This window comes from Streptomyces sp. NPDC060209 (genome assembly GCF_042728155.1).
Taxonomy (GTDB): domain Bacteria; phylum Actinomycetota; class Actinomycetes; order Streptomycetales; family Streptomycetaceae; genus Streptomyces.
This window is the reverse complement of record NZ_JBHWZS010000052.1, coordinates 19,403-37,412: the sequence shown is the minus strand read 5'-3', so window position 1 is coordinate 37,412 and position 18,010 is coordinate 19,403. Positions and strand designations below refer to the sequence as shown.

The 18,010-nt window shown below is 70.4% G+C and carries 16 protein-coding genes, 1 tRNA gene and 1 pseudogene; 6 read left to right on the top strand and 12 right to left on the bottom strand.

What is annotated here, in order from left to right; genetic code table 11:
* A partial coding sequence (locus tag ACFWFI_RS13315) for a hypothetical protein (protein ID WP_387388729.1) occupies positions 1-649 on the bottom strand: 649 nt, incomplete at its 3' end.
* Between the two features lie 47 nt (positions 650-696).
* Between ACFWFI_RS13315 and ACFWFI_RS13310 the strand changes: the two genes are divergently transcribed.
* On the top strand, positions 697-885 hold the full coding sequence (locus tag ACFWFI_RS13310; RefSeq protein ID WP_053930948.1) for a DUF5703 family protein: 189 nt from the start codon (positions 697-699) through the stop codon (positions 883-885).
* Between the two features lie 57 nt (positions 886-942).
* Here ACFWFI_RS13310 and ACFWFI_RS13305 read toward each other — a convergent pair whose 3' ends face one another.
* From ACFWFI_RS13305 to ACFWFI_RS13295, 3 genes are all read right to left on the bottom strand, one after another.
* Positions 943-1,689, bottom strand: a complete 747-nt coding sequence (locus ACFWFI_RS13305) for a chaplin family protein (RefSeq protein WP_387388727.1) — start codon at positions 1,687-1,689, stop codon at positions 943-945.
* A 139-nt stretch (positions 1,690-1,828) separates the two neighbouring features.
* Positions 1,829-2,062: a chaplin ChpH gene (gene chpH, locus ACFWFI_RS13300; RefSeq protein WP_387388725.1), complete on the bottom strand. Its 234-nt coding sequence runs from the start codon at positions 2,060-2,062 to the stop codon at positions 1,829-1,831.
* Between the two features lie 147 nt (positions 2,063-2,209).
* On the bottom strand, positions 2,210-3,544 hold the full coding sequence (locus ACFWFI_RS13295; protein WP_387388723.1) for a M20/M25/M40 family metallo-hydrolase: 1,335 nt from the start codon (positions 3,542-3,544) through the stop codon (positions 2,210-2,212).
* Positions 3,545-3,728: 184 nt separating this feature from the next.
* On the opposite strand from ACFWFI_RS13295, the gene ACFWFI_RS13290 reads away from it, so the two are divergent.
* Positions 3,729-3,816, top strand: a tRNA-Leu gene (locus tag ACFWFI_RS13290).
* A gap of 45 nt (positions 3,817-3,861) precedes the next feature.
* Here ACFWFI_RS13290 and ACFWFI_RS13285 read toward each other — a convergent pair.
* Positions 3,862-6,414, bottom strand: a complete 2,553-nt coding sequence (locus ACFWFI_RS13285; RefSeq protein WP_387388720.1) for an alpha-L-arabinofuranosidase C-terminal domain-containing protein — start codon at positions 6,412-6,414, stop codon at positions 3,862-3,864.
* Between the two features lie 411 nt (positions 6,415-6,825).
* Positions 6,826-7,884, bottom strand: coding sequence for a rhamnogalacturonan acetylesterase (locus ACFWFI_RS13280; RefSeq protein WP_387388717.1), 1,059 nt, complete (start codon positions 7,882-7,884; stop codon positions 6,826-6,828).
* Positions 7,885-8,186: 302 nt separating this feature from the next.
* Here ACFWFI_RS13280 and ACFWFI_RS13275 point away from each other — a divergent pair.
* Positions 8,187-9,407, top strand: a pseudogene (locus ACFWFI_RS13275) (immunoglobulin-like domain-containing protein); the annotation flags it as partial.
* A 67-nt stretch (positions 9,408-9,474) separates the two neighbouring features.
* A complete protein-coding gene (locus tag ACFWFI_RS13270; protein ID WP_387388714.1) occupies positions 9,475-10,413 on the top strand; it encodes a pseudouridine synthase in 939 nt (312 codons plus the stop codon).
* Positions 10,414-10,425: 12 nt separating this feature from the next.
* Here the strand turns inward: ACFWFI_RS13270 and ACFWFI_RS13265 are convergent, their stop codons facing one another.
* From ACFWFI_RS13265 to ACFWFI_RS13255, 3 genes are all read right to left on the bottom strand, one after another.
* Positions 10,426-11,055: an MBL fold metallo-hydrolase gene (locus ACFWFI_RS13265; RefSeq protein ID WP_387388712.1), complete on the bottom strand. Its 630-nt coding sequence runs from the start codon at positions 11,053-11,055 to the stop codon at positions 10,426-10,428.
* Positions 11,055-12,140 (bottom strand): S-(hydroxymethyl)mycothiol dehydrogenase, encoded by a 1,086-nt coding sequence (locus ACFWFI_RS13260; RefSeq protein WP_387388709.1) that lies wholly within the window; start codon positions 12,138-12,140, stop codon positions 11,055-11,057. Before ACFWFI_RS13260 ends, ACFWFI_RS13265 begins: the two co-directional genes overlap by 1 nt.
* Positions 12,141-12,215: 75 nt before the next feature.
* Positions 12,216-12,917: a FadR/GntR family transcriptional regulator gene (locus ACFWFI_RS13255; RefSeq protein ID WP_387388707.1), complete on the bottom strand. Its 702-nt coding sequence runs from the start codon at positions 12,915-12,917 to the stop codon at positions 12,216-12,218.
* 145 nt (positions 12,918-13,062) lie between these two features.
* Here ACFWFI_RS13255 and ACFWFI_RS13250 point away from each other — a divergent pair, with 145 nt between their 5' ends.
* Together ACFWFI_RS13250 and ACFWFI_RS13245 are read left to right on the top strand one after the other, a co-directional pair.
* Positions 13,063-13,572 carry a gluconokinase gene (locus ACFWFI_RS13250; protein ID WP_387388705.1) on the top strand — a complete coding sequence of 170 codons (510 nt, stop codon included), beginning with the start codon at positions 13,063-13,065 and terminating at the stop codon, positions 13,570-13,572.
* 11 nt (positions 13,573-13,583) lie between these two features.
* The gene (locus ACFWFI_RS13245) at positions 13,584-14,981 is read left to right on the top strand and encodes a GntP family permease (protein WP_387388703.1); all 1,398 of its coding nucleotides are present in this window, start codon (positions 13,584-13,586) and stop codon (positions 14,979-14,981) included.
* 6 nt (positions 14,982-14,987) lie between these two features.
* Here ACFWFI_RS13245 and ACFWFI_RS13240 read toward each other — a convergent pair whose 3' ends face one another.
* The 3 genes from ACFWFI_RS13240 to ACFWFI_RS13230 all read right to left on the bottom strand — a co-directional run bounded on the left by ACFWFI_RS13240 (position 14,988) and on the right by ACFWFI_RS13230 (position 17,977).
* Positions 14,988-15,653, bottom strand: coding sequence for a cytochrome b/b6 domain-containing protein (locus ACFWFI_RS13240; protein ID WP_387388701.1), 666 nt, complete (start codon positions 15,651-15,653; stop codon positions 14,988-14,990).
* Positions 15,595-16,362 carry a molybdopterin-dependent oxidoreductase gene (locus tag ACFWFI_RS13235; RefSeq protein ID WP_387388698.1) on the bottom strand — a complete coding sequence of 256 codons (768 nt, stop codon included), beginning with the start codon at positions 16,360-16,362 and terminating at the stop codon, positions 15,595-15,597. The genes ACFWFI_RS13240 and ACFWFI_RS13235 overlap by 59 nt, the downstream gene beginning before the upstream one ends.
* A 61-nt stretch (positions 16,363-16,423) precedes the next feature.
* Entirely contained in the window at positions 16,424-17,977 is a 1,554-nt protein-coding gene (locus ACFWFI_RS13230; RefSeq protein WP_387388696.1) for an APC family permease, read from the bottom strand.
* Positions 17,978-18,010 lie beyond the last annotated feature (33 nt).

Here is an 18,010-nt window from a genome sequence, read left to right as displayed (position 1 = left end):
GGACGCTGCCTTCCGGTTCCCCGTCCAGCTCGTCCTCCTCGTCGTCGAAGACCGAGCTCGCGTCGAAGCGGCAGACCACCAGTGCGGGGTCCGCATCGTCGAACGGCGCCGCGAGCCACTCCCCCGGTTCGGGAAGATCGTCCACCGCCGACACCCAGAGGGTGGAGTCCCCCTCCTCCAGCCCGAACTCCACATGCCGGGAAGCGATTTCGTCCGCCTCGTACTCGCCGAACACCACGCCCAGCGCGGCGTGCACCCCGGCGCCGGCGCTCGCCACCTCGCCGTCCTGCCCGTCCGGATCCAGGTCGGCCAGCCGCTGCGCCTGGGCGAGCAGGCGGGCCGGCTCCGCCACCGCGTAGTCGCGCCTGATCAGCACGCTGACGGCGTGCGGCTCCTCGGGACCCGCGTAGGCCGGGAGGGAGTCCTCCGCGGCGGGGATCTCGAAGGGGGTGACCTCGTCGTAGCGGTCGTAGAGCAGTTCGTCGTAGACCTCGGCCGCAGCGGCCAGTGCGTTGAACGCGTCGTAGACAGCGGGGTCGTCGTCCCCGCTACGGCGTTCGACTGCCTGCAGGTGGCGGTCGAGCGCGGTTTTGACTGCATCGGCGGCGGCGCGTACCTCGGCAGCGGTGGGCTGCGCAGCATCAGACATAGGACAGACGCTATCCGTACCAGGGGTCTGCCCGCACAATAGATGCGATGCCGGAATACGAATTTATCGACGTGTACGTGCCGCGCGGGGTGTCCCGCAAGGAGGCGGCCCGCCTGCTGACCGACCATGCCGAGTACGGGCACTGGGAGTTGGACCGGCTGACGCTGCGCCGTGACGGCAGCCGCCGGGTGCGGCTGCGCCGCCGAATCATCCGCCAGCTCCGGCCCACCTGGTAGCACGGAGCGGGCTCCGCGTGTGCGGAACCCGCCCGTCGGGCCGATGTCGCGGTACCGCTACGCGGCGCTGCGCGAACGTCGGTACAGGACCGTTCCCGCACCTGCGAGCAGCAGGCCCGCGCTCGCCGGAATGAGCAGGTCGAGCCCGCCCCCGCCGGTGTGCGCGAGCTGCTCGCCCACCACGAGCTGGGGCTCGGGAGCTGGGGGCGCGTCCGGCGTGACCGGCTTCTCCGGAGTGTGCGGCGTCCGCGGCACGACAGGAGGCGGGGCCGTCTCCGGGTCGTTCTCGCAGGAGTTGCCGAAGACCGGGTTGAGCAGTCCGCCGACGGTGACGCTGTTGCCGCAGACGTTCACAGGGATCTCCACCGGCACCTGCACCTGGTTGCCGGAGAGGATGCCGGGGGAACCCGTCGTCTCCGCCTGGGCCGAGGTGCCGGGAGCACGGTGCCTGCCCGTCCCCGCCCCGCTGTCGCGCGCGTCATCGTGCCCGGACGCCTGGCTCCCGGAGCCGTGGCCGGACGAGGAACCGCCGTCCGAGGTGTGCGCATGACCGGAATCCGAAGATCCGTTTCCGCAGTCGTTTCCGCTCGTGGGATTGAGTAGACCGCCGACGTCCACGGAGTTCCCGCACACGTTGACGGGTACATCGATCGGGACCTGGATCGAGTTCCCCGAGAGCACTCCCGGTGAACTCGACGCGGCGCCGGCCGCACCCGCGTCGGCGTGCGCGTAACCGCCACCGAGCGCGAGCACTCCGCCCGCCGCCGCCATGGTGATCAGGCCTTTGCGTGTGACCTGTCGCATAGGTTGTCTTCCTGCCTTCTGCCTACCGAAATGCCCCGGACGCAGTCGTGCGGGGGGCCGAATGCCCAGCGGCCCCGGAGTGCATGGCGCGCACTCCGAGGCCGACCGGGCTCAAACCCTTACGGGTTGACGCGCATCGTCACGCGTTGACGCAGGTGTTGCCGAAGGCGGGGTTCAGCAGCCCGATCACGGAAACCGTGTTGCCGCACACGTTCACGGGAACGTGGATCGGGACCTGAACGACGTTGCCCGAGAGCACGCCGGGGCTGCCGATGGCGGCACCCTGGGCGCCGGCGTCGGCGGAAGCCAGACCCGCACCCGCGAGCACGAGACCACCGGTAGCAGCCGCAATTGCGACGACCTTCTTGATCATGATTCCTCCTGTGTTGACAAGTGCGGTCCCAGCCGCGGACCGCATCAGGTGCAACGAGGAGAAGGGGAGGGGGCTACGAGTGGGTGATCCCTTTCACCCATACCAGTGAGATTCGTACAGGCTGGCGAATGCGGCTGTTCGGCAGGGTCAGGAGTGGTCGATGAACCGGTCGAGCACCCGGGCGCCGAACTTCAGGCCGTCCACCGGCACCCGCTCGTCCACACCGTGGAACATGCCGGCGAAGTCCAGCTCCGGCGGCAGCTTCAGCGGGGCGAAGCCGAAGCAACGGATGCCGAGGTCGTCGAAGGACTTCGCGTCGGTGCCACCGGAGAGCATGTAGGGCACGGCGCGGGCGATCGGGTCCTCGGCCTTGAGCGCGAGCTGGATCGCGTCCACCAGGGAGCCGTCGAAGCCGGTCTCCAGCGCCTTGTCGCCGTGCACGTCCTCGCGCTTCACCCGCGGACCGAGGATCCGGTCCAGGTCGGCCAGGAACTCCTCCTCGTAGCCGGGCAGGAAGCGCCCGTCCACGTGCGCGGTGGCCTGCCCGGGGATCACGTTCACCTTGTAGCCGGCGCCGAGCATGGTGGGGGCGGCGGAGTTGCGCAGGGTGGCGCCGACCATCTTGGCGATCCCGCCGAGCTTGGCGAGCGTCGCCTCCATGTCCTCCGGGTCGAGCGGGGTGCCCAGCGCGTCGGACAGCTCGTCCAGGAAGGACCGCACGGTCTTGGTCACCCGGACCGGCCACTTGTGCCGCCCCAGCCGGCCGACGGCCTCGCAGAGCTCGGTGATCGCGTTGTCGTTGTTGGTCATCGAGCCGTGACCGGCGGTGCCGTCCACGGTGAGCCGCATCCAGTGCATGCCCTTCTGCGCCGTCTCCACCAGATACAGGCGCAGGTTCTCATTGACGGTGAAGGAGAAGCCGCCGACCTCGCCGATCGCCTCGGTCACACCGTCGAAGAGGTCCCGGTGGTTGTCGACGAGGTGGCGCGCCCCGTAGGTGCCGCCCGCCTCCTCGTCGGCCAGGAAGGCCAGCACGATGTCGCGCGGGGGCTTGCGGCCGCTGCGCATCCGGTCGCGCACGACCGCGAGGGTCATCGCGTCCATGTCCTTCATGTCGACCGCGCCGCGGCCCCACACGCATCCGTCCGCGATCTCTCCGGAGAACGGATCGTGCGTCCAGTCCGCCGCGTTGGCCGGCACGACGTCGGTGTGCCCGTGGATCAGCAGCGCCGGCTTGGAGGGGTCCTCGCCCTCGATCCGGGCCACGGTGGAGGCGCGGCCCTTGTGGGACTCGATGATCTTCGGCTCGAGCCCGACCTCGGCGAGCTTCTCGGCGATGTACTCGGCGGCTGCCCGTTCCCCGGGCCCCGAGTGGTCGCCGTAATTGCTGGTGTCGATCCGGATCAGGTCACGACAGAGGTCCACGACCTCATTCTCGGCGGTCTCGCCGATGCCGGCCCGGGCCGTGTTGGTCTCGCTCACGCTGCTTCCTTCCACTGTCGCGGTGGTGCTCCCCCTCATCCTCGCGCGCCCACCCCCACGCACCCAAGACCGCACGGCCCCCGTCATGCGCCTTTCACATGGCAGGGGCGTGATCGAGCACCCTCGAATGTTTGCTATGGTTTTCCACGTCGGAACGGGCCAGGGCCCGCGAGACAGACACCTTGTCCGGGTGGCGGAATGGCAGACGCGCTAGCTTGAGGTGCTAGTGCCCTTTATCGGGCGTGGGGGTTCAAGTCCCCCCTCGGACACCAGCGGAAAACCCCCAGGTCACCCTGGGGGTTTTCGCTTTTCCCGTGCTACTGCCTGATGCGCAGGAAGGTCACGGAATGCGCCGGGAACGTATGGGTGAGCACGCGCCCGTCGACGCGCAGTGTCGATTTCCGTGGTGCCACCTGGTGGTCCTCGGCGGTGTTCACGGCGTCCGGGGCCGCCTGGAGCGTGGTCAGCCGGGCGACCCGTGAAGCCGGCTTCGCCCCCAGATCGATCCGGGTCCTGGCGTCGGCCGCCTGTGCGTTCACGACCTTGACGACGAGGTCGCCCGTGGTGTCGTCCCGGGTGACCACCTGCCGGAAGGGTTCGGCGGGCTTGTCGTCGGTGAAGGTGCCCCACTGCTCGCCGTCGAGGAAGAGGGTGACCTGCCGGCCGCGCACCTGGATGTGGATGTCGTACGCGCGTCCCGTCTCGATCGTGGTGGCGTCCTCGGTCATCGTCTGCTTGGCGCCGTCCACCGTCTTCTCCACGGCGGAGCGGGTGTTGCCCCAGCCGCCGAGGTTCCACCAGTAGGTGTTCCCGGTGTCCTTGACCCCGAAGGCGACGAGGAAGCCTTCCTTGCCGGCCTTCTTCGTGGCCTCGACCCGCATGTCGTAGTTCTGCCAGCCGGTGTCCCCCGCCGTGACCAGGGTGTTCTCCGCGCTCTCGTCGGACTGGACGTATGCCCCGTCCTGGACGGCCCAGGTGCCGCGCCCCGCCGCCTTCGTCCACCGGGCGTCACCGGCGGAGAAGTCGTCGCTCAGCAGCGGGGCGCCGTCCTCCCCGGTGACCTCGACATCGTCGTACGCGGCACTCGTCGCCCAGGTCGAGAGCCCGACGGCGCCGGTGATCGGTGCGGTGGTGGCGGGCGTCGAGGAGGCGGTGCTCGGCACGACGCGGTCGCCCACGTTGTTCATGAAGAGCTTCTGCACCTCGTAGTTCGCGGACCCCCACGACTTCTCGTTGTCGAACCAGATCATGTCCGGCCGCCACTGCGAGTCGTTCGTGTCGGCGAACAGCGGCGCGTAGGAGGCGAGCTCCACGACGTCGGCGTTGCGTTCCAGGCCCGTCATGTAGGCCGCTTCGGCGAGGGCGTTGGAGAAGCGGTTGTCGAGCGAGGCGTATTCGCCGAGGAACACCTTCGGGCCCCGGCGGTCGTAGGTGTCGTAGCGCCCGTTGTTCTCCAGGAACCACTGCGGGCTGTTGTAGTAGTGCTCGTCGACCATGGCGACGTCCGCGTCCCGGTTGAGCTGCCAGGCGCGGTCGAAGGTCGTTCCGCTGTCGTCGGGGCCCGAGTTGCTGATCACGGTGATGTCGGGATACCTGGCCTCGATGGCCTCGCGGAACTCGGTGAAGCGGGCGAAGAACTCGTCGGGCAGGTTCTCCTCGTTGCCGACCTCGAGGTGCGTGAGGCCGAACGGCGCGGGGTGGCCCATCTCGGCGCGCCGCGCGCCCCAGGTGGAGTCGGCGGGGCCGTTGGCGAACTCGATCAGGTCGAGGGTGTCCTGGATGTGCCGTCGCAGCAGGGCGGGGTCGTCGGTCGCCTTGTTCTGGCCGCAGCCGGTGACGAGGGCGGGCACGACCGGCAGGGCCATCGCCCCGATGTCCTCGGCGAACTGGAAGTACTCGTAGTACCCCAGGCCGTAGGTCTGGTTGTAGCCCCAGAAGTTGGCGTTGACGGGACGCTGCTCGACCGGGCCGATGGTGTCCTTCCACTGGTAGGAGCGCTTGCGCTCCCAGCCCGGGGCCTCGTAGGCCTCATGGCTCCCGGTGTTGACGAGGCAGCCTCCGGGGAAGCGCAGGAAACCCGGGTCCAGCGCGGCGGTCTTCTCCGCGAGGTCCTTGCGCAGTCCGTTCGCCCGGCCCTTGTAGGTGTTGCGGGGGAAGAGCGAGATCATGTCGAGCCGTACGGTTCCGCCGCCGCCCGCCGTGACGGTCAGCCTGCCGTCCGCCGCCGAGGTGCGGGCGGTGAGGGTGCCGGTGTACTTCGCCCAGCGGTCGCCGCGGGCCGTGATGCGCAGAGGCGTGGCGAGCGCGGTGCCGTCCGCCGCGGTGGCTCCCACGGTCAGCGCCGTTCCCGTGGAGCGGTCGGTGCGGGCCCAGACGGAGAAGTCGTACCGCTCGCCCTTGCGCAGGGTCAGGCCCTGGTTGTAGCCGGAGTTGGTGACTCCGAAGCCGGCCCCACGGTCTCCGGTCCCGTCGAGGTCGAGGCGTAGGTGGCGCCGGTTGCGTTCGCCCAGCCGCTGCTCGTCGTCCACGACCGCGGCGTGTCCCGTGCCGCCGGCCACCTGGGCCTCGCTCCAGGCGGTCATGGGTGAGTACGCGGCGTTGTCGGCGCGGTCGTACTCGAAGGAGCGGTTCTGCACGAGTTCGGCGTAGAGGCCGCCGTCCGCCGCGTGGTTTATGTCCTCGTAGAAGACGCCGTACATCGACTTGCTGATGGCGGGGCCCGTGCGGTCGGGGTGGACGGTGAGGGAGTAGTCGGTCGTCTCCGCCACGGACGGACCGTCGTCGGCGCGGGTGGGTGCTGCCACCAGCGTGCCGAGCAGGAGGGCGATGACCGGGACGGTGAGTCCCGTCCACAGGTGCGGGTGCGGCATGGACGCTCCAGGGATCATTGTTCGAGATATCGGACGTTGCCCAGAACTTCGAACGCAAGATAGGCAGACCGCGACAGCGCGTCAACGCCCTCGCCAGAACTGGCCGGGACGGCACCTCAGGCGCGCACCGGGACTCCGAAGTCCGGCGTGCCGTCCGCTCTCCAGCCGAGCGGCTGTATACGGGTGTGACGGTTGGGGTCGCCCGACGGGTCGCCGGCGATCTCCTCGACGACCGGCTCCTCGGCGGTGGCCGGGCCGTTCGGGGTCAGGAGGGCCGCAGGACGATCCGGTCGTACGCGGGAACGCCGGTCCTGAAGCAGCAGCGGCCGTCGGCGTGCCGGGTGATGTGCGGATCGGCGCGCTGCCCGGCCGGCGGATTGCGGAAGGGGCACCCCGCGGGCGGGGGCGGGTTCAGCGGACCGCGCGGGTGGAGAGGAGCCGCTGGTCGCGGAGCTCACCGAGGACGAGCGAGGCGTACTCGGTGGCACCGCGCGCCGAGATGTGGGTGTTGTCGCGCATCTCGTCGTAGAGGTAGAGAGTCCTGGACCCCTCGGGACCGAGCTCCTCGACCCGGGCCTTGCTCAGGGCCGTGAGGTCGATGAGCGGGGTTCCCTGCTCGGCGGCAAGGGCCCGCACCTCGGCGGGCAGGTCCACGCCCAGGCCGTTGACGAGCAGCGCGGTGCCGTTGTCGAGGGTGCCGTCGGCGTTGAACCAGCGGCGGACGATCGGGGTGACGAGTACGGGCCGGCCCCCCTCGGCGCGCGCGTCCTCGATCATCGAGGTGAGGTTGGCCCGGTAGGTGTCGCGGTCGGTCTGCTTGTCGTTGTGGGCGAGCTGGATGAGGACGAGGTCCCCGTGCCGTATGCGGGAGCGCAGTGCGGGGAAGAGCACGGAGTTGTCCCGGAACGACTGCGATCCCTCACCGGAGTCGGCGTGGTTGGCGACGGCCACCCGGTCGGTGAGGTACTGCGGAAGCTGCTGCCCCCAGCCGGTGTAGGGCTCGCCGGGCTGGTCGCAGACGGTGGAGTCGCCCGCGAGCAGGATCTGCGGGGTGCGGACGCGTTCCACCTGGAGCCGGGCGAGCTGCGGAGCGGCGCCGCCGAAGGTGAGGTCGAGCCCGGGGCCGCCGATGGCTCCGGTGGGCTCGCCCTCCGGCTCGCGGACGTCGACGGTGAAGCTGCGTCGCACCTTCTCGCCCGCGGCGGTGAGCGTCTCGGCGAGCATGGCCCGGCGGGTCTCGGCGGTGACGGAGGTGGAGCCGGCTGCCGCGCCTCCGCCGAGCACGACGCGTACGCGGTAGGTCCCCGGGGCGACATCGACATGGCAGACGACGGGGGCGGTGCCGGTGCAGCGCCCGAAGCCGTTCTCGCGGAGGAAGCGGTCCCGTGCCCCGGCCGGTACGGCTGCGACGCCGGCCAGGACGGAAACGGCCGTGCAGGCGGCCAGCAGTGCGGTACCGGCTCGGCGCATGAGGGGGCTCCTCCGTATTGAATGGATTCAGCGGGCAGAAACCCTGGCGTCGTCGGGGAGCGCATTCCACACAACGGGCAGTTTCGCCGGCTCCCTTGACGCACCCTACCGACACCCATAACGTCGTGGCCGATTTCACGAACAGCATCCGGTATTTCGAACGCGATGTCGGGAGAATCATGCGTCCGCTCCTCGTGCGACGAGTCCTCGTCCCCGTGCTGTCCCTGGCCCTCGGCCTGCTCGCCCTCCCGGGCGGCGGGTCCGCGCAGGCCGGATCCGCGCGCGCCGGGTCCGGCGCCGGTGACGCCCGCGCCACGTCGCTGGCCGCCGCCGGACTCACCGTGCACGGGCTGGACGACGTGCGCGGCAATCTGACGCTGCCGGCCGTCGGCGCCCACGGCACCGCCGTGACCTGGTCGTCCTCCAGACCCGCCGTCATCGGACCGACCGGCATCGTGCACCGGCCGGCGCGGGGGGAGGGGCCGGAGAGCGTGCGCCTCACCGCGACCGTCACCCGGGGCCGGGTCGTCGCGACCCGCGCCTTCACCGCGTCGGTGCGCGAACTGCCGCGGAAACAGCCGTTCACCGCCTACGCCATGAGCTACTTCACCGGCGAGGACACCGCGGACGGCGAGCAGATCCGGATGGCTCTCAGCCGGGGCGGGGACGCGCTGCACTGGCAGGAGCTCAACGGCGGCAGCCCGGTGCTCACCTCGGAGCTCGGCACCGGCGGGCTGCGCGACCCCTTCGTCATCCGCTCCCCCGAGGGCGACAGGTTCTACCAGATCGCCACGGACCTGCGGATGTACGGAGGCAACGGCGGCAGCTGGGACCAGGTGCAACGCACCGGCAGCAGGTCGGTCATGGTCTGGGAGTCCACCGACCTGTTGCACTGGACGGACCGGCGGCTGGTCGAGGTGGCACCGGAGACCGCGGGCAACACCTGGGCGCCCGAGGCGTATTACGACGAGGAGCTCGGCTCGTACGTCGTCTTCTGGGCGTCGAAGATCTACGCGGCCGACGACCCTGAACACACCGGCAGCACCTACAACAAGATGATGTACGCGACCACCCGCGACTTCCGCACCTTCACCGAGCCCGCCGTATGGCACGACCCCGGATACTCGGTGATCGACTCCACGGTGATCCGCCACGACGGCAGTTACTACCGGTTCACCAAGGACGAGCGGAATCCCTCGTCGGACACCCCCTGCTCCAAGTTCATCACCGTGGAGAAGTCACCGGAGCTGACGTCCGGCACCTACGGATTCGTCGCCGACTGCATCGGCAAGGGCGCGATCGAGCGCGGCGAGGGCCCCGCGGTCTTCGCGTCCAACACCGAGGCGAAGTGGTATCTGCTCATCGACGAATTCGGCGGCCGGGGCTACGTCCCCTTCGAGAGCACCGATCTCGATTCGGGGCGGTGGACCATGTCCACCGACTACGCCCTCCCGGAGGGCGCCCGGCACGGCACGGTGCTGCCGGTCACGCGGCAGGAGTACGAGCGCCTGCTGGGGGCCTACGCGATGGGATGATGGAGGGGCTGTGCCCGTCCATCACCGGGCCCCTCCGGCGACAAGGACCGATTCGATGAGAGGACGGGCGAAGCCTCCCGCCGCCCCGCTCCCCCAGCGTTCGGGCGTCGACCCGGTGCGGGTGCGGCTCCCGGCGGATCCGGCGGGAGCCTGGCCCACCGTCCGTGACCATCTGCTGGACCGGTTCGCGGGGGCGATCGGCGCCGAGCGGGTGGACGCCATGCTGGCCGAGGGCAGGTTCGTCGGGGCGGACGGCGGTGCCGTGCGGGCGGATGAGCCTTACACCGCCGGGCGCCATCTCTGGTTCCACCGTGACTTCGCGCCCGAGGAGCCGGTGCCCTTCCCCGTCGGCGTCGTCCACCGCGACGACCGTCTGGTGATCGCGGACAAGCCGCACTTCCTGGCGACCACCCCGCGCGGCCGTCATGTCACCGAGACCCTGGTCGCCCGGCTGCGCGACGGGCTGGGACTGCCGGAGCTGCAGCCCGCTCACCGGCTGGACCGGCTGACGGCGGGCCTGGTGCTCTGCGTCGTACGGGCCGGGGACCGGGGGGCGTACCAGACGCTGTTCCGGGACCGGCAGGTGCGCAAGGAGTACGAGGCGGTGGCACCGTACGATGCGCGGCTCACGCTCCCCCGCACCGTGCGGAGCAGGATCGTCAAGGAGCGCGGGGTCATCGCCGCGCGCGAGGAGAAGGGTGCCGTGAACAGCGAGAGCCGGGTCGAACTGCTGGAGCACCGGGGCGCCTTCGGACGCTACCGGCTGCTGCCCGCGACCGGCCGCACCCATCAGCTGCGGGTCCATATGAACGCGCTGGGGCTGCCGTTGGTGAACGATCCGGTCTATCCGGTGGTGGAACCCGAGCCGGAGCACGAGGACTACGGGCGTCCGTTGCAACTGCTCGCGAAGGTACTGGAGTTCACCGACCCGGTCACGGGCGAGCCGCACCGCTTCGAGAGCGGGCTGCGGCTCTCCGCGTGGCCGGACCGGTGAACCTCCCCACGGTCAGTGGCCGCGGTTGATCCAGTCGTCCAGCTGCGGGGCCTCCGCGCCGATGGTGGTGGAGTCCCCGTGACCGGTGCGGACGGCGGTCTCCGGCGGGAGGGCGAGCAGCCGGTCCCTGATCGAGTCGATGATCGTCGGGAAGTGCGAGAAGGACCGTCCGGTGGCGCCCGGTCCGCCCTGGAAGAGCGTGTCGCCGGTGAAGACGGTGCTCAGCCCGGGGGCGTGGAGGCAGACCGCGCCGGGGGCGTGGCCCGGGGTGTGCAGCACCGTGAGGCGTGTTCCGGCGATCTCCAGCTCCTGCCCGTCGGCCAGTTCGGCGTCGGGGGCGCGGTGCGGGTGGGTCTGCTTCCAGAGCGGCAGGTCGTCGGGGTGCAGCAGGATCGGCGCCCCGGTCGCGTCGGCGAGGGCCGGGGCCGCGTCGATGTGGTCGTTGTGCGCGTGGGTGCAGATGATCGCGCGCAGCGTACGGCCGCCGAGTGCGGCCTCGATCGCGGCGGCGTCGTGGGCGGCGTCGATGACGACGGCCTCGGTGTCGTCGCCCACGATCCAGACGTTGTTGTCGACGTCCCACTCGCCGCCGTCGAGGGCGAAGGTGCCGGAGGTGACGAGGTGGTCGATGCGGGCGGCCATCAGAAGACCACCACCGAGCGCAGGACGTCGCCGTCGTGCATCCGGGCGAAGGCCTGCTCGATCTCGCCGAGCTGGATGGTCTCGGTGACGAAGGCGCCCAGGTCCAGACGTCCCTGCTGGTGCAGGTCGATGAGCATCGGGAAGTCGCGCGAGGGCAGGCAGTCGCCGTACCAGGAGGACTTGAGGGAGCCGCCGCGTCCGAACACGTCGAGGAGCGGGAGTTCGAGCTGCATCTCGGGCGTGGGCACACCGACGAGGACGACGGTGCCGGCGAGGTCCCGGGCGTAGAAGGCCTGCTTGTACGTCTCCGGGCGGCCGACCGCCTCGATCACGACATCGGCGCCGTTGCCGCCGGTCAGCGCGCGGATCGCCTCGACGGGGTCGTCGGAGCGGGAGTTGACGGTGTGGGTGGCGCCCATCTTCTTCGCCGTCTCCAGCTTGCGGTCGTCGATGTCGACCGCGATGATCTTCGCCGCTCCCGCGAGCCGGGCGCCGGCGATCGCGGCGTCACCGACCCCGCCGCAGCCGATGACGGCGACGGAGTCGCCGCGGCCGACCTGGCCGGTGTTGATGGCGGCGCCGATGCCCGCCATGACTCCGCAGCCGAGCAGTCCGGCGACGGCCGGGGAGACCTCGGGGTCCACCTTGGTGCACTGGCCGGCGGCGACGAGGGTCTTCTCCGCGAACGCGCCGATGCCGAGCGCCGGGGAGAGCTCGGTGCCGTCCAGGAGGGTCATCTTCTGCTTCGCGTTGTGGGTGTCGAAGCAGTACCAGGGGCGGCCGCGCAGACAGGCACGGCACTGGCCGCACACCGCGCGCCAGTTGAGGACGACGAAGTCGCCCGGCTCGACGTCGGTGACGCCGTCGCCGACGGACTCCACGACGCCCGCGGCCTCGTGGCCGAGCAGGAACGGGAAGTCGTCGTTGATGCCGCCCTGCTTGTAGTGCAGGTCGGTGTGGCAGACGCCGCACGCCTGGATCTTGACCACGGCCTCACCGGGGCCGGGGTCCGGCACCAGGATCGTCTCCACCCGCACGGGCTCGTTCTTTCCCGGTGCGATGACCCCTTGTACCTGCTGCGCCATGCCGTGGTCTCCCATCCCGACTGCCCCGTTGTACCGAAGATCGAACCCGCCCACCGTACCCGGGCGGGAAGCCGCTCACGGGGCCAGCACGTCCAGTTCGTGCAGCGCGCCGACCGCGATCTCCTTGGTCAGCCGTTCCGCGCCCTCGGCGTCGCCCTCGCGTACGGCTTCGGCGAGCCGGACGTGGAGCGTGACGGCGGCGGGATCCGGGTCCTCGAACATCACCTGGTGGTGGGTGCGCCCGGCGAGGACCTCGGCGACGACGTCTCCGAGGCGCGCGAACATCTCGTTGCCGGACGAGTTGAGCACGATGCGGTGGAAGGCGATGTCGTGACGGAGGTAGCCCTCCAGCTGCTGGCCGCGCGAGGTCGCGACCATGCCGAGGGCGCATTCCGTGAGTGCGGCGCACTGTTCGGCGGTGGCGTGACGGGCCGCGAGGCCCGCGGCGACGGGCTCGACGGCGGACCGCAGCACGGTGAGGGAGCGCAGCTGCCGGGGCCGGTCGGAGCCGGCGAGCCGCCAGCGGATGACCTGGGGGTCGTAGACGTTCCACTCCTCGGTGGGCCGCACGGTCACGCCGACCCGGCGCCGGGACTCGACCAGGTGCATGGATTCCAGGACGCGGATCACTTCGCGTACGACGGTGCGTGACACGTCGAACCGCTGGGCGAGCTCGTCGGTGCGCAGGACCAGGCCGGGCGGACAGTCACCCGCCGCGATCTCCAGTCCCAAGGTGTCCAGCACCTGCGTATGGAGGCCCTGGGCAGGTGTGGTCATGCGCACAAGCCTACGGGGCGGCCCGCGGGAACTAAAAGTACGACGTTTATGTCACAGCCTCTTGAATAAGTCGTATGTAATGGGTTTCAGTAGCGCGACGGACCGATGTCGACGGACCGATGTCGATGAAGACAGCGAGGCACCAATGAGCACCCCCCACGTCGTCGTGGTGATGGGCGTAGCAGGGACCGGCAAGACCACGATCGGCCCCCTGCTCGCCGACGCCCTGGGCGTCCCCTACGCCGAGGGCGACGACTTCCACCCGCCGGCCAACATCGCCAAGATGTCCGCCGGCACGCCGCTGGACGACAACGACCGCTGGCCGTGGCTGGACGCGATCGGGCAGTGGGCACACGGCCGGGCGGGGCTCGGCGGCGTCGTCAGCAGCTCCGCGCTCAAGCGCGTCTACCGCGACCGGCTGCGGGCCGAGGCGCCTGGTGCCGTCTTCCTGCATCTGACCGGCGACCGGTCCCTCATCGAACGCCGCATGGCGGACCGCAAGGGCCACTTCATGCCGACCGCGTTGCTCGACTCCCAGTTCTCGACCCTGCAGCCCCTGCAGGAGGACGAAGCGGGCGTCGCCGTCGACGTGTCCGGCACCCCTGAGGAAATCACCGACCGGGCCGTCGCCGCGCTGCGCCGGCTCGCGAACTAAGGATCACCACCGTGACCAGTCTCAGCGTCGAGATGTTGGCAGCGGATGCCGTCGAACCGATCACTTCGGCCGGCAACGCACAGCTGGGCATCGCCGTCCTGGCGGGCATCGCCGTCATCGTCCTGCTCATCACCAAGCTCAAGATGCACGCGTTCCTCGCGCTGACCATCGGCTCGCTGGCCCTCGGCTCCTTCGCCGGCGCCAACCCGGCGAAGACGATCGCCAGCTTCACCGCGGGCCTCGGCTCGACCGTCGCGGGTGTCGGTGTCCTCATCGCCCTCGGCGCCATCCTGGGCAAGCTGCTCGCCGATTCCGGCGGCGCCGACCAGATCGTCGACACGATCCTCGCGAAGGCGAGCGGGCGTGCGATGCCCTGGGCGATGGTCCTGATCGCCTCGATCATCGGCCTTCCGCTGTTCTTCGAGGTCGGAATCGTGCTGATGATTCCGGTGGTGCTGCTGGTCGCCAAGCGCGGCAACTACTCCCTGATGCGGATCGGCATCCCCGCGCTCGCCGGTCTCTCCGTGATGCACGGACTGATCCCCCCGCACCCCGGCCCGCTGGTGGCGATCGACGCCCTCGGTGCCAACCTGGGCGTCACGCTGGCCCTCGGTGTGCTGGTGGCGATCCCGACCGTGATCATCGCGGGTCCGGTCTTCTCCCGCTACGCCGCCCGCTGGGTGGACATCCAGGCGCCCGAGAAGATGATCCCGCAGCGTCCGTCCGAGGACCTGGACCGCCGCCCCAGCTTCGGCGCGACCCTGGCGACGATCCTGCTGCCCGTCGTGCTGATGCTGGTCAAGGCGCTCGTCGACATCGTGGTGGACGACCCCGAGAACCACGTCCAGCGGGTCACCGATGTCATCGGCTCGCCGCTGATCGCACTGCTCGCCGCCGTGATCGTCGGCATGTTCACCCTGGGCCGCGCGGCCGGTTTCACCAAGGGCCGTCTCGCCGGCACCGTCGAGAAGTCGCTCGCCCCGATCGCGGGCATTCTCCTGATCGTGGGTGCGGGCGGCGGCTTCAAGCAGACCCTCATCGACGCCGGTGTGGGCCAGATGATCCTGGAGTTCTCCGAGAACTGGTCGATCCCCGCCCTGCTGCTCGGCTGGCTGATCGCCGTCGCGATCCGGCTGGCGACGGGCTCGGCGACCGTGGCCACCATCTCCGCGGCCGGTCTGGTCGCCCCGCTGGCCGCCGACATGTCCACGTCCCACGCGGCGCTGCTGGTCCTCGCGGTCGGTGCGGGTTCGCTCTTCTTCAGCCACGTCAACGACGCGGGGTTCTGGCTGGTGAAGGAGTACTTCGGCATGGACGTCCCGCAGACGATCAAGACCTGGTCGGTGATGGAGACGATCATCTCCGTCGTCTCGCTGGGCTTCATCCTGCTGCTGTCGCTGGTGTTGTAGCCGGCGCTACTCCTCCGGCTCCCGCCACAACGGGTGCTCGGAACGGGCCCATGGGCGCTCGACCGACCCGGTGCGCATGCCACGGCGTGCCTCCGGGTCGGCGAGCGCCATTGCCGTATGTCCGGCCAGGACGATGCCGATCGCGAGCGCCAGCCAGTCGTGCACGAAGGTCGCCCCCGTACGCCACACCAGCGGGGCGAGGTCCGTGAACCACATCAGCAGCCCCGTGCCGAGCATCACGAGCACGGCACCCGCGATCCACGAGGCGTAGAGCTTCTGGCCCGCGTTGAATTTCCCGGCCGGGCGGGATTCCGGCGAGCGGTCGCGGCGCAGGACCGCCCGAAGCCACTGCCGGTCGTGCGGCCCGAACCGGTTGAGCCGGGAGAGATCGGCGCGCAGTGCCCGGGAGACCAGCCCGGCCAGCAGCGGTACGGGGGTGAGCAGCCCGGACCATTCGTGGACGGTGACCACGAGGTGGCGGCGGCCGACGAGTTCGGCGAGCTGGGGGACGTACAGACAGGCGGCCGTGGCCACGCAGAGCAGCACCAGCCAGGCCGTGGTGCGGTGCACCCAGCGTTCGGCGGTGGTGAAGCGCCGGATCCTCGGGGAGGGTTCAGGCGGTGGGGGCGTCGTCGCGGCCGTTGGACCGGCCGACCCAGGCGTCGACGTCATAGCCGAGCTCCTCCCAGTATCCGGGGCGCACGGAGTCGGTGACGGTGATCCCGGAGAGCCATTTCGCCGACTTGTAGAAGTACATCGGGGCCACGTAGAGCCGGACAGGGCCGCCGTGGGAGTGGGCCAGCGGCTTGTCCTGCATGCGCAGCGCGACCAGGACGTCGTCGCGGCGGGCCTGTTCCAGGGTGAGGCTCTCGCTGTAGGCCCCGTCGAAGCAGGTGAACCGGACGGCCTTCGCCCCGGGTCCGACGCCGGCCGCGTCGAGCAGCGTGGAGAGCCGGACTCCCTCGAACGGGGTCTTCGGCACCCGCCAGCCCGTCACGCACTGGACGTCGCGCACCATACGGGTCTGCGGGAGCGCCTTCAGGGAGTCGAGCGTGTAGGTGGCCGGGCGGTCGACCAGGCCGTCCACGGTGAGGCGGTAGTCGGCGGCGGTCCTCTTCGGTACGGAGGTGGTGACGGAGTAGTAGCGGAAGCCGCCACCGTTGGGGAGCAGGCCGGTGAGTCCGGTGGGGTCCTTGTCCGCGACGGCGCCCAGCCCGCTCTCCAGCGCACGCTGCAGAACGGGTGCGGCCGCCACCCCGGCGGCGCCGAGACCGAGCATGGCCAGGACCAGACGGCGGCCGACGGGTGTGCCGCCGCCGTCCGAAGAAGTGCTGCCGGTGTCCGGAGGGGAGTCGCCGTCGCCGGGAGGGGGACTGTTCACCCGCCCATTCGAACACCCGCGGCCGTCCGTCACCAGGGGCCGCGGGTGTTCCGCTCGGTGTTCAGCGCGGCGCGGCCTCGGTTTCCGCCACCTTCTCCAGCTGGAACGCCTCGTTCCCCAGGCCGATCCTCGCGTGGACTTCGGGCCTGGTCCGGCGCAGGACCGCCCCGTAGGCCAGACCGCCGGCGAGGGCCAGGACGATGACACCGGGCAGCAGCCAGTTCAGCACCGAGCCGGGGCCGGAACCGACCAGGACGTCGAAGTCCCGGACCGTGAAGACGGCGATGGCCAGCAGGGCGAGGCCCGCGAGCCCGGAGGCGACGAGCCGGGGGGCCTGGGCCCGGCCGGCGCCGCGCCGTACGAAGAACGCGATGACGGCGAAGGAGGCCGCGGCCATCAGCACGATGACGCCGAGCGCTCCGACATTGCCCATCCAGGTGAACAGGTGCAGGACGGGCGCGGTGGGGTCGCCGACCGGGTTGTCGTCGGTGACGGCGAAGGCGAGCACGATCACGACGGAGAGCCCGGACTGGAGCATGGAGCCGGTGGCGGGTGCTCCGCTCGCCTTGTTGGTGCGGCCGAAGCCCGCGGGCAGCAGCCCTTCCCTGCCCATGGCGAAGGCGTAGCGGGCGACCACGTTGTGGAAGCTGAGCAGCGCGGCGAACATGCCGGTGACGAAGAGGACGTGCAGGACATCGGTGAAGGTGGTGCCGAGCCGCTCCTCGGTGAGGCCGAACAGCATCCCCGGGCCCTCCTTGAGGGAGGTGTCCGCGATGGAGGAGGGACCCGCGGCGACGGTGAGGGCCCAGGAGCTCACGGCGAGGAACAGGGCGGCGTAGCCGACGGCCAGGAACATCACGCGGGACACGACGATCTGCGGGCGGCTGGTCTCCTCCGCGTACACCGGGGCCTGCTCGAAGCCGACGAACGCGGCGATGCAGAAGCAGAGCGCGGTGCCCAGGCCGGCCCCGGTGAGGGTCTCGGGGTTGAACGCGTGCAGGGACAGGCCCTCGGGGCCGGGCTTGCCCACGGCCGCGATGTCGAAGATCACGACGAGGGCGCACTCGACGACGAGCAGGACGCCGAGGACCTTGGCGTTGAGGTCGATCTTCAGCCAGCCGAGCACGCCGACGACGGCCACGGAGACCAGAGCGGGGATCCACCACTGGAGGTCGATCTCGAGATAGGTGGCGAAGAGGCCCGACACCTCGAAGCCGAGGATGCCGTAGATGCCGACCTGCATCGCGCTGTAGGCGACCAGTGCGACGAGCGAGGCGCCCGCGCCGGCCGTGGGACCGAGGCCGCGGGCGATGTAGGCGTAGAAGGCGCCTGCGTTGTGGACGTGCCGGCTCATCTCCGCGTAGCCGACGCTGAACAGCATCAGGACGATGCCGAGGATGACGTAGAGCAGAGGCTGTCCGGCGATGCCCATCACCCCGAAGACCGTGGGCATCACCCCTGCGACGACCATCAGGGGCGCGCTGGCGGCGAGGACGGACAGGAGCAGCCCGGGAGTGCCGAGCCGGTCGGCGCGCAGCGCGCGTTCCTCGCCCTTGTAGGTGTTGATCCCGCCGGTGGTGCCGGTCTCGCTCGTATCTGTTCTGCCCGTCGACATGGCGGGGGTGGTCCCTTCGTCGATAACAACGTG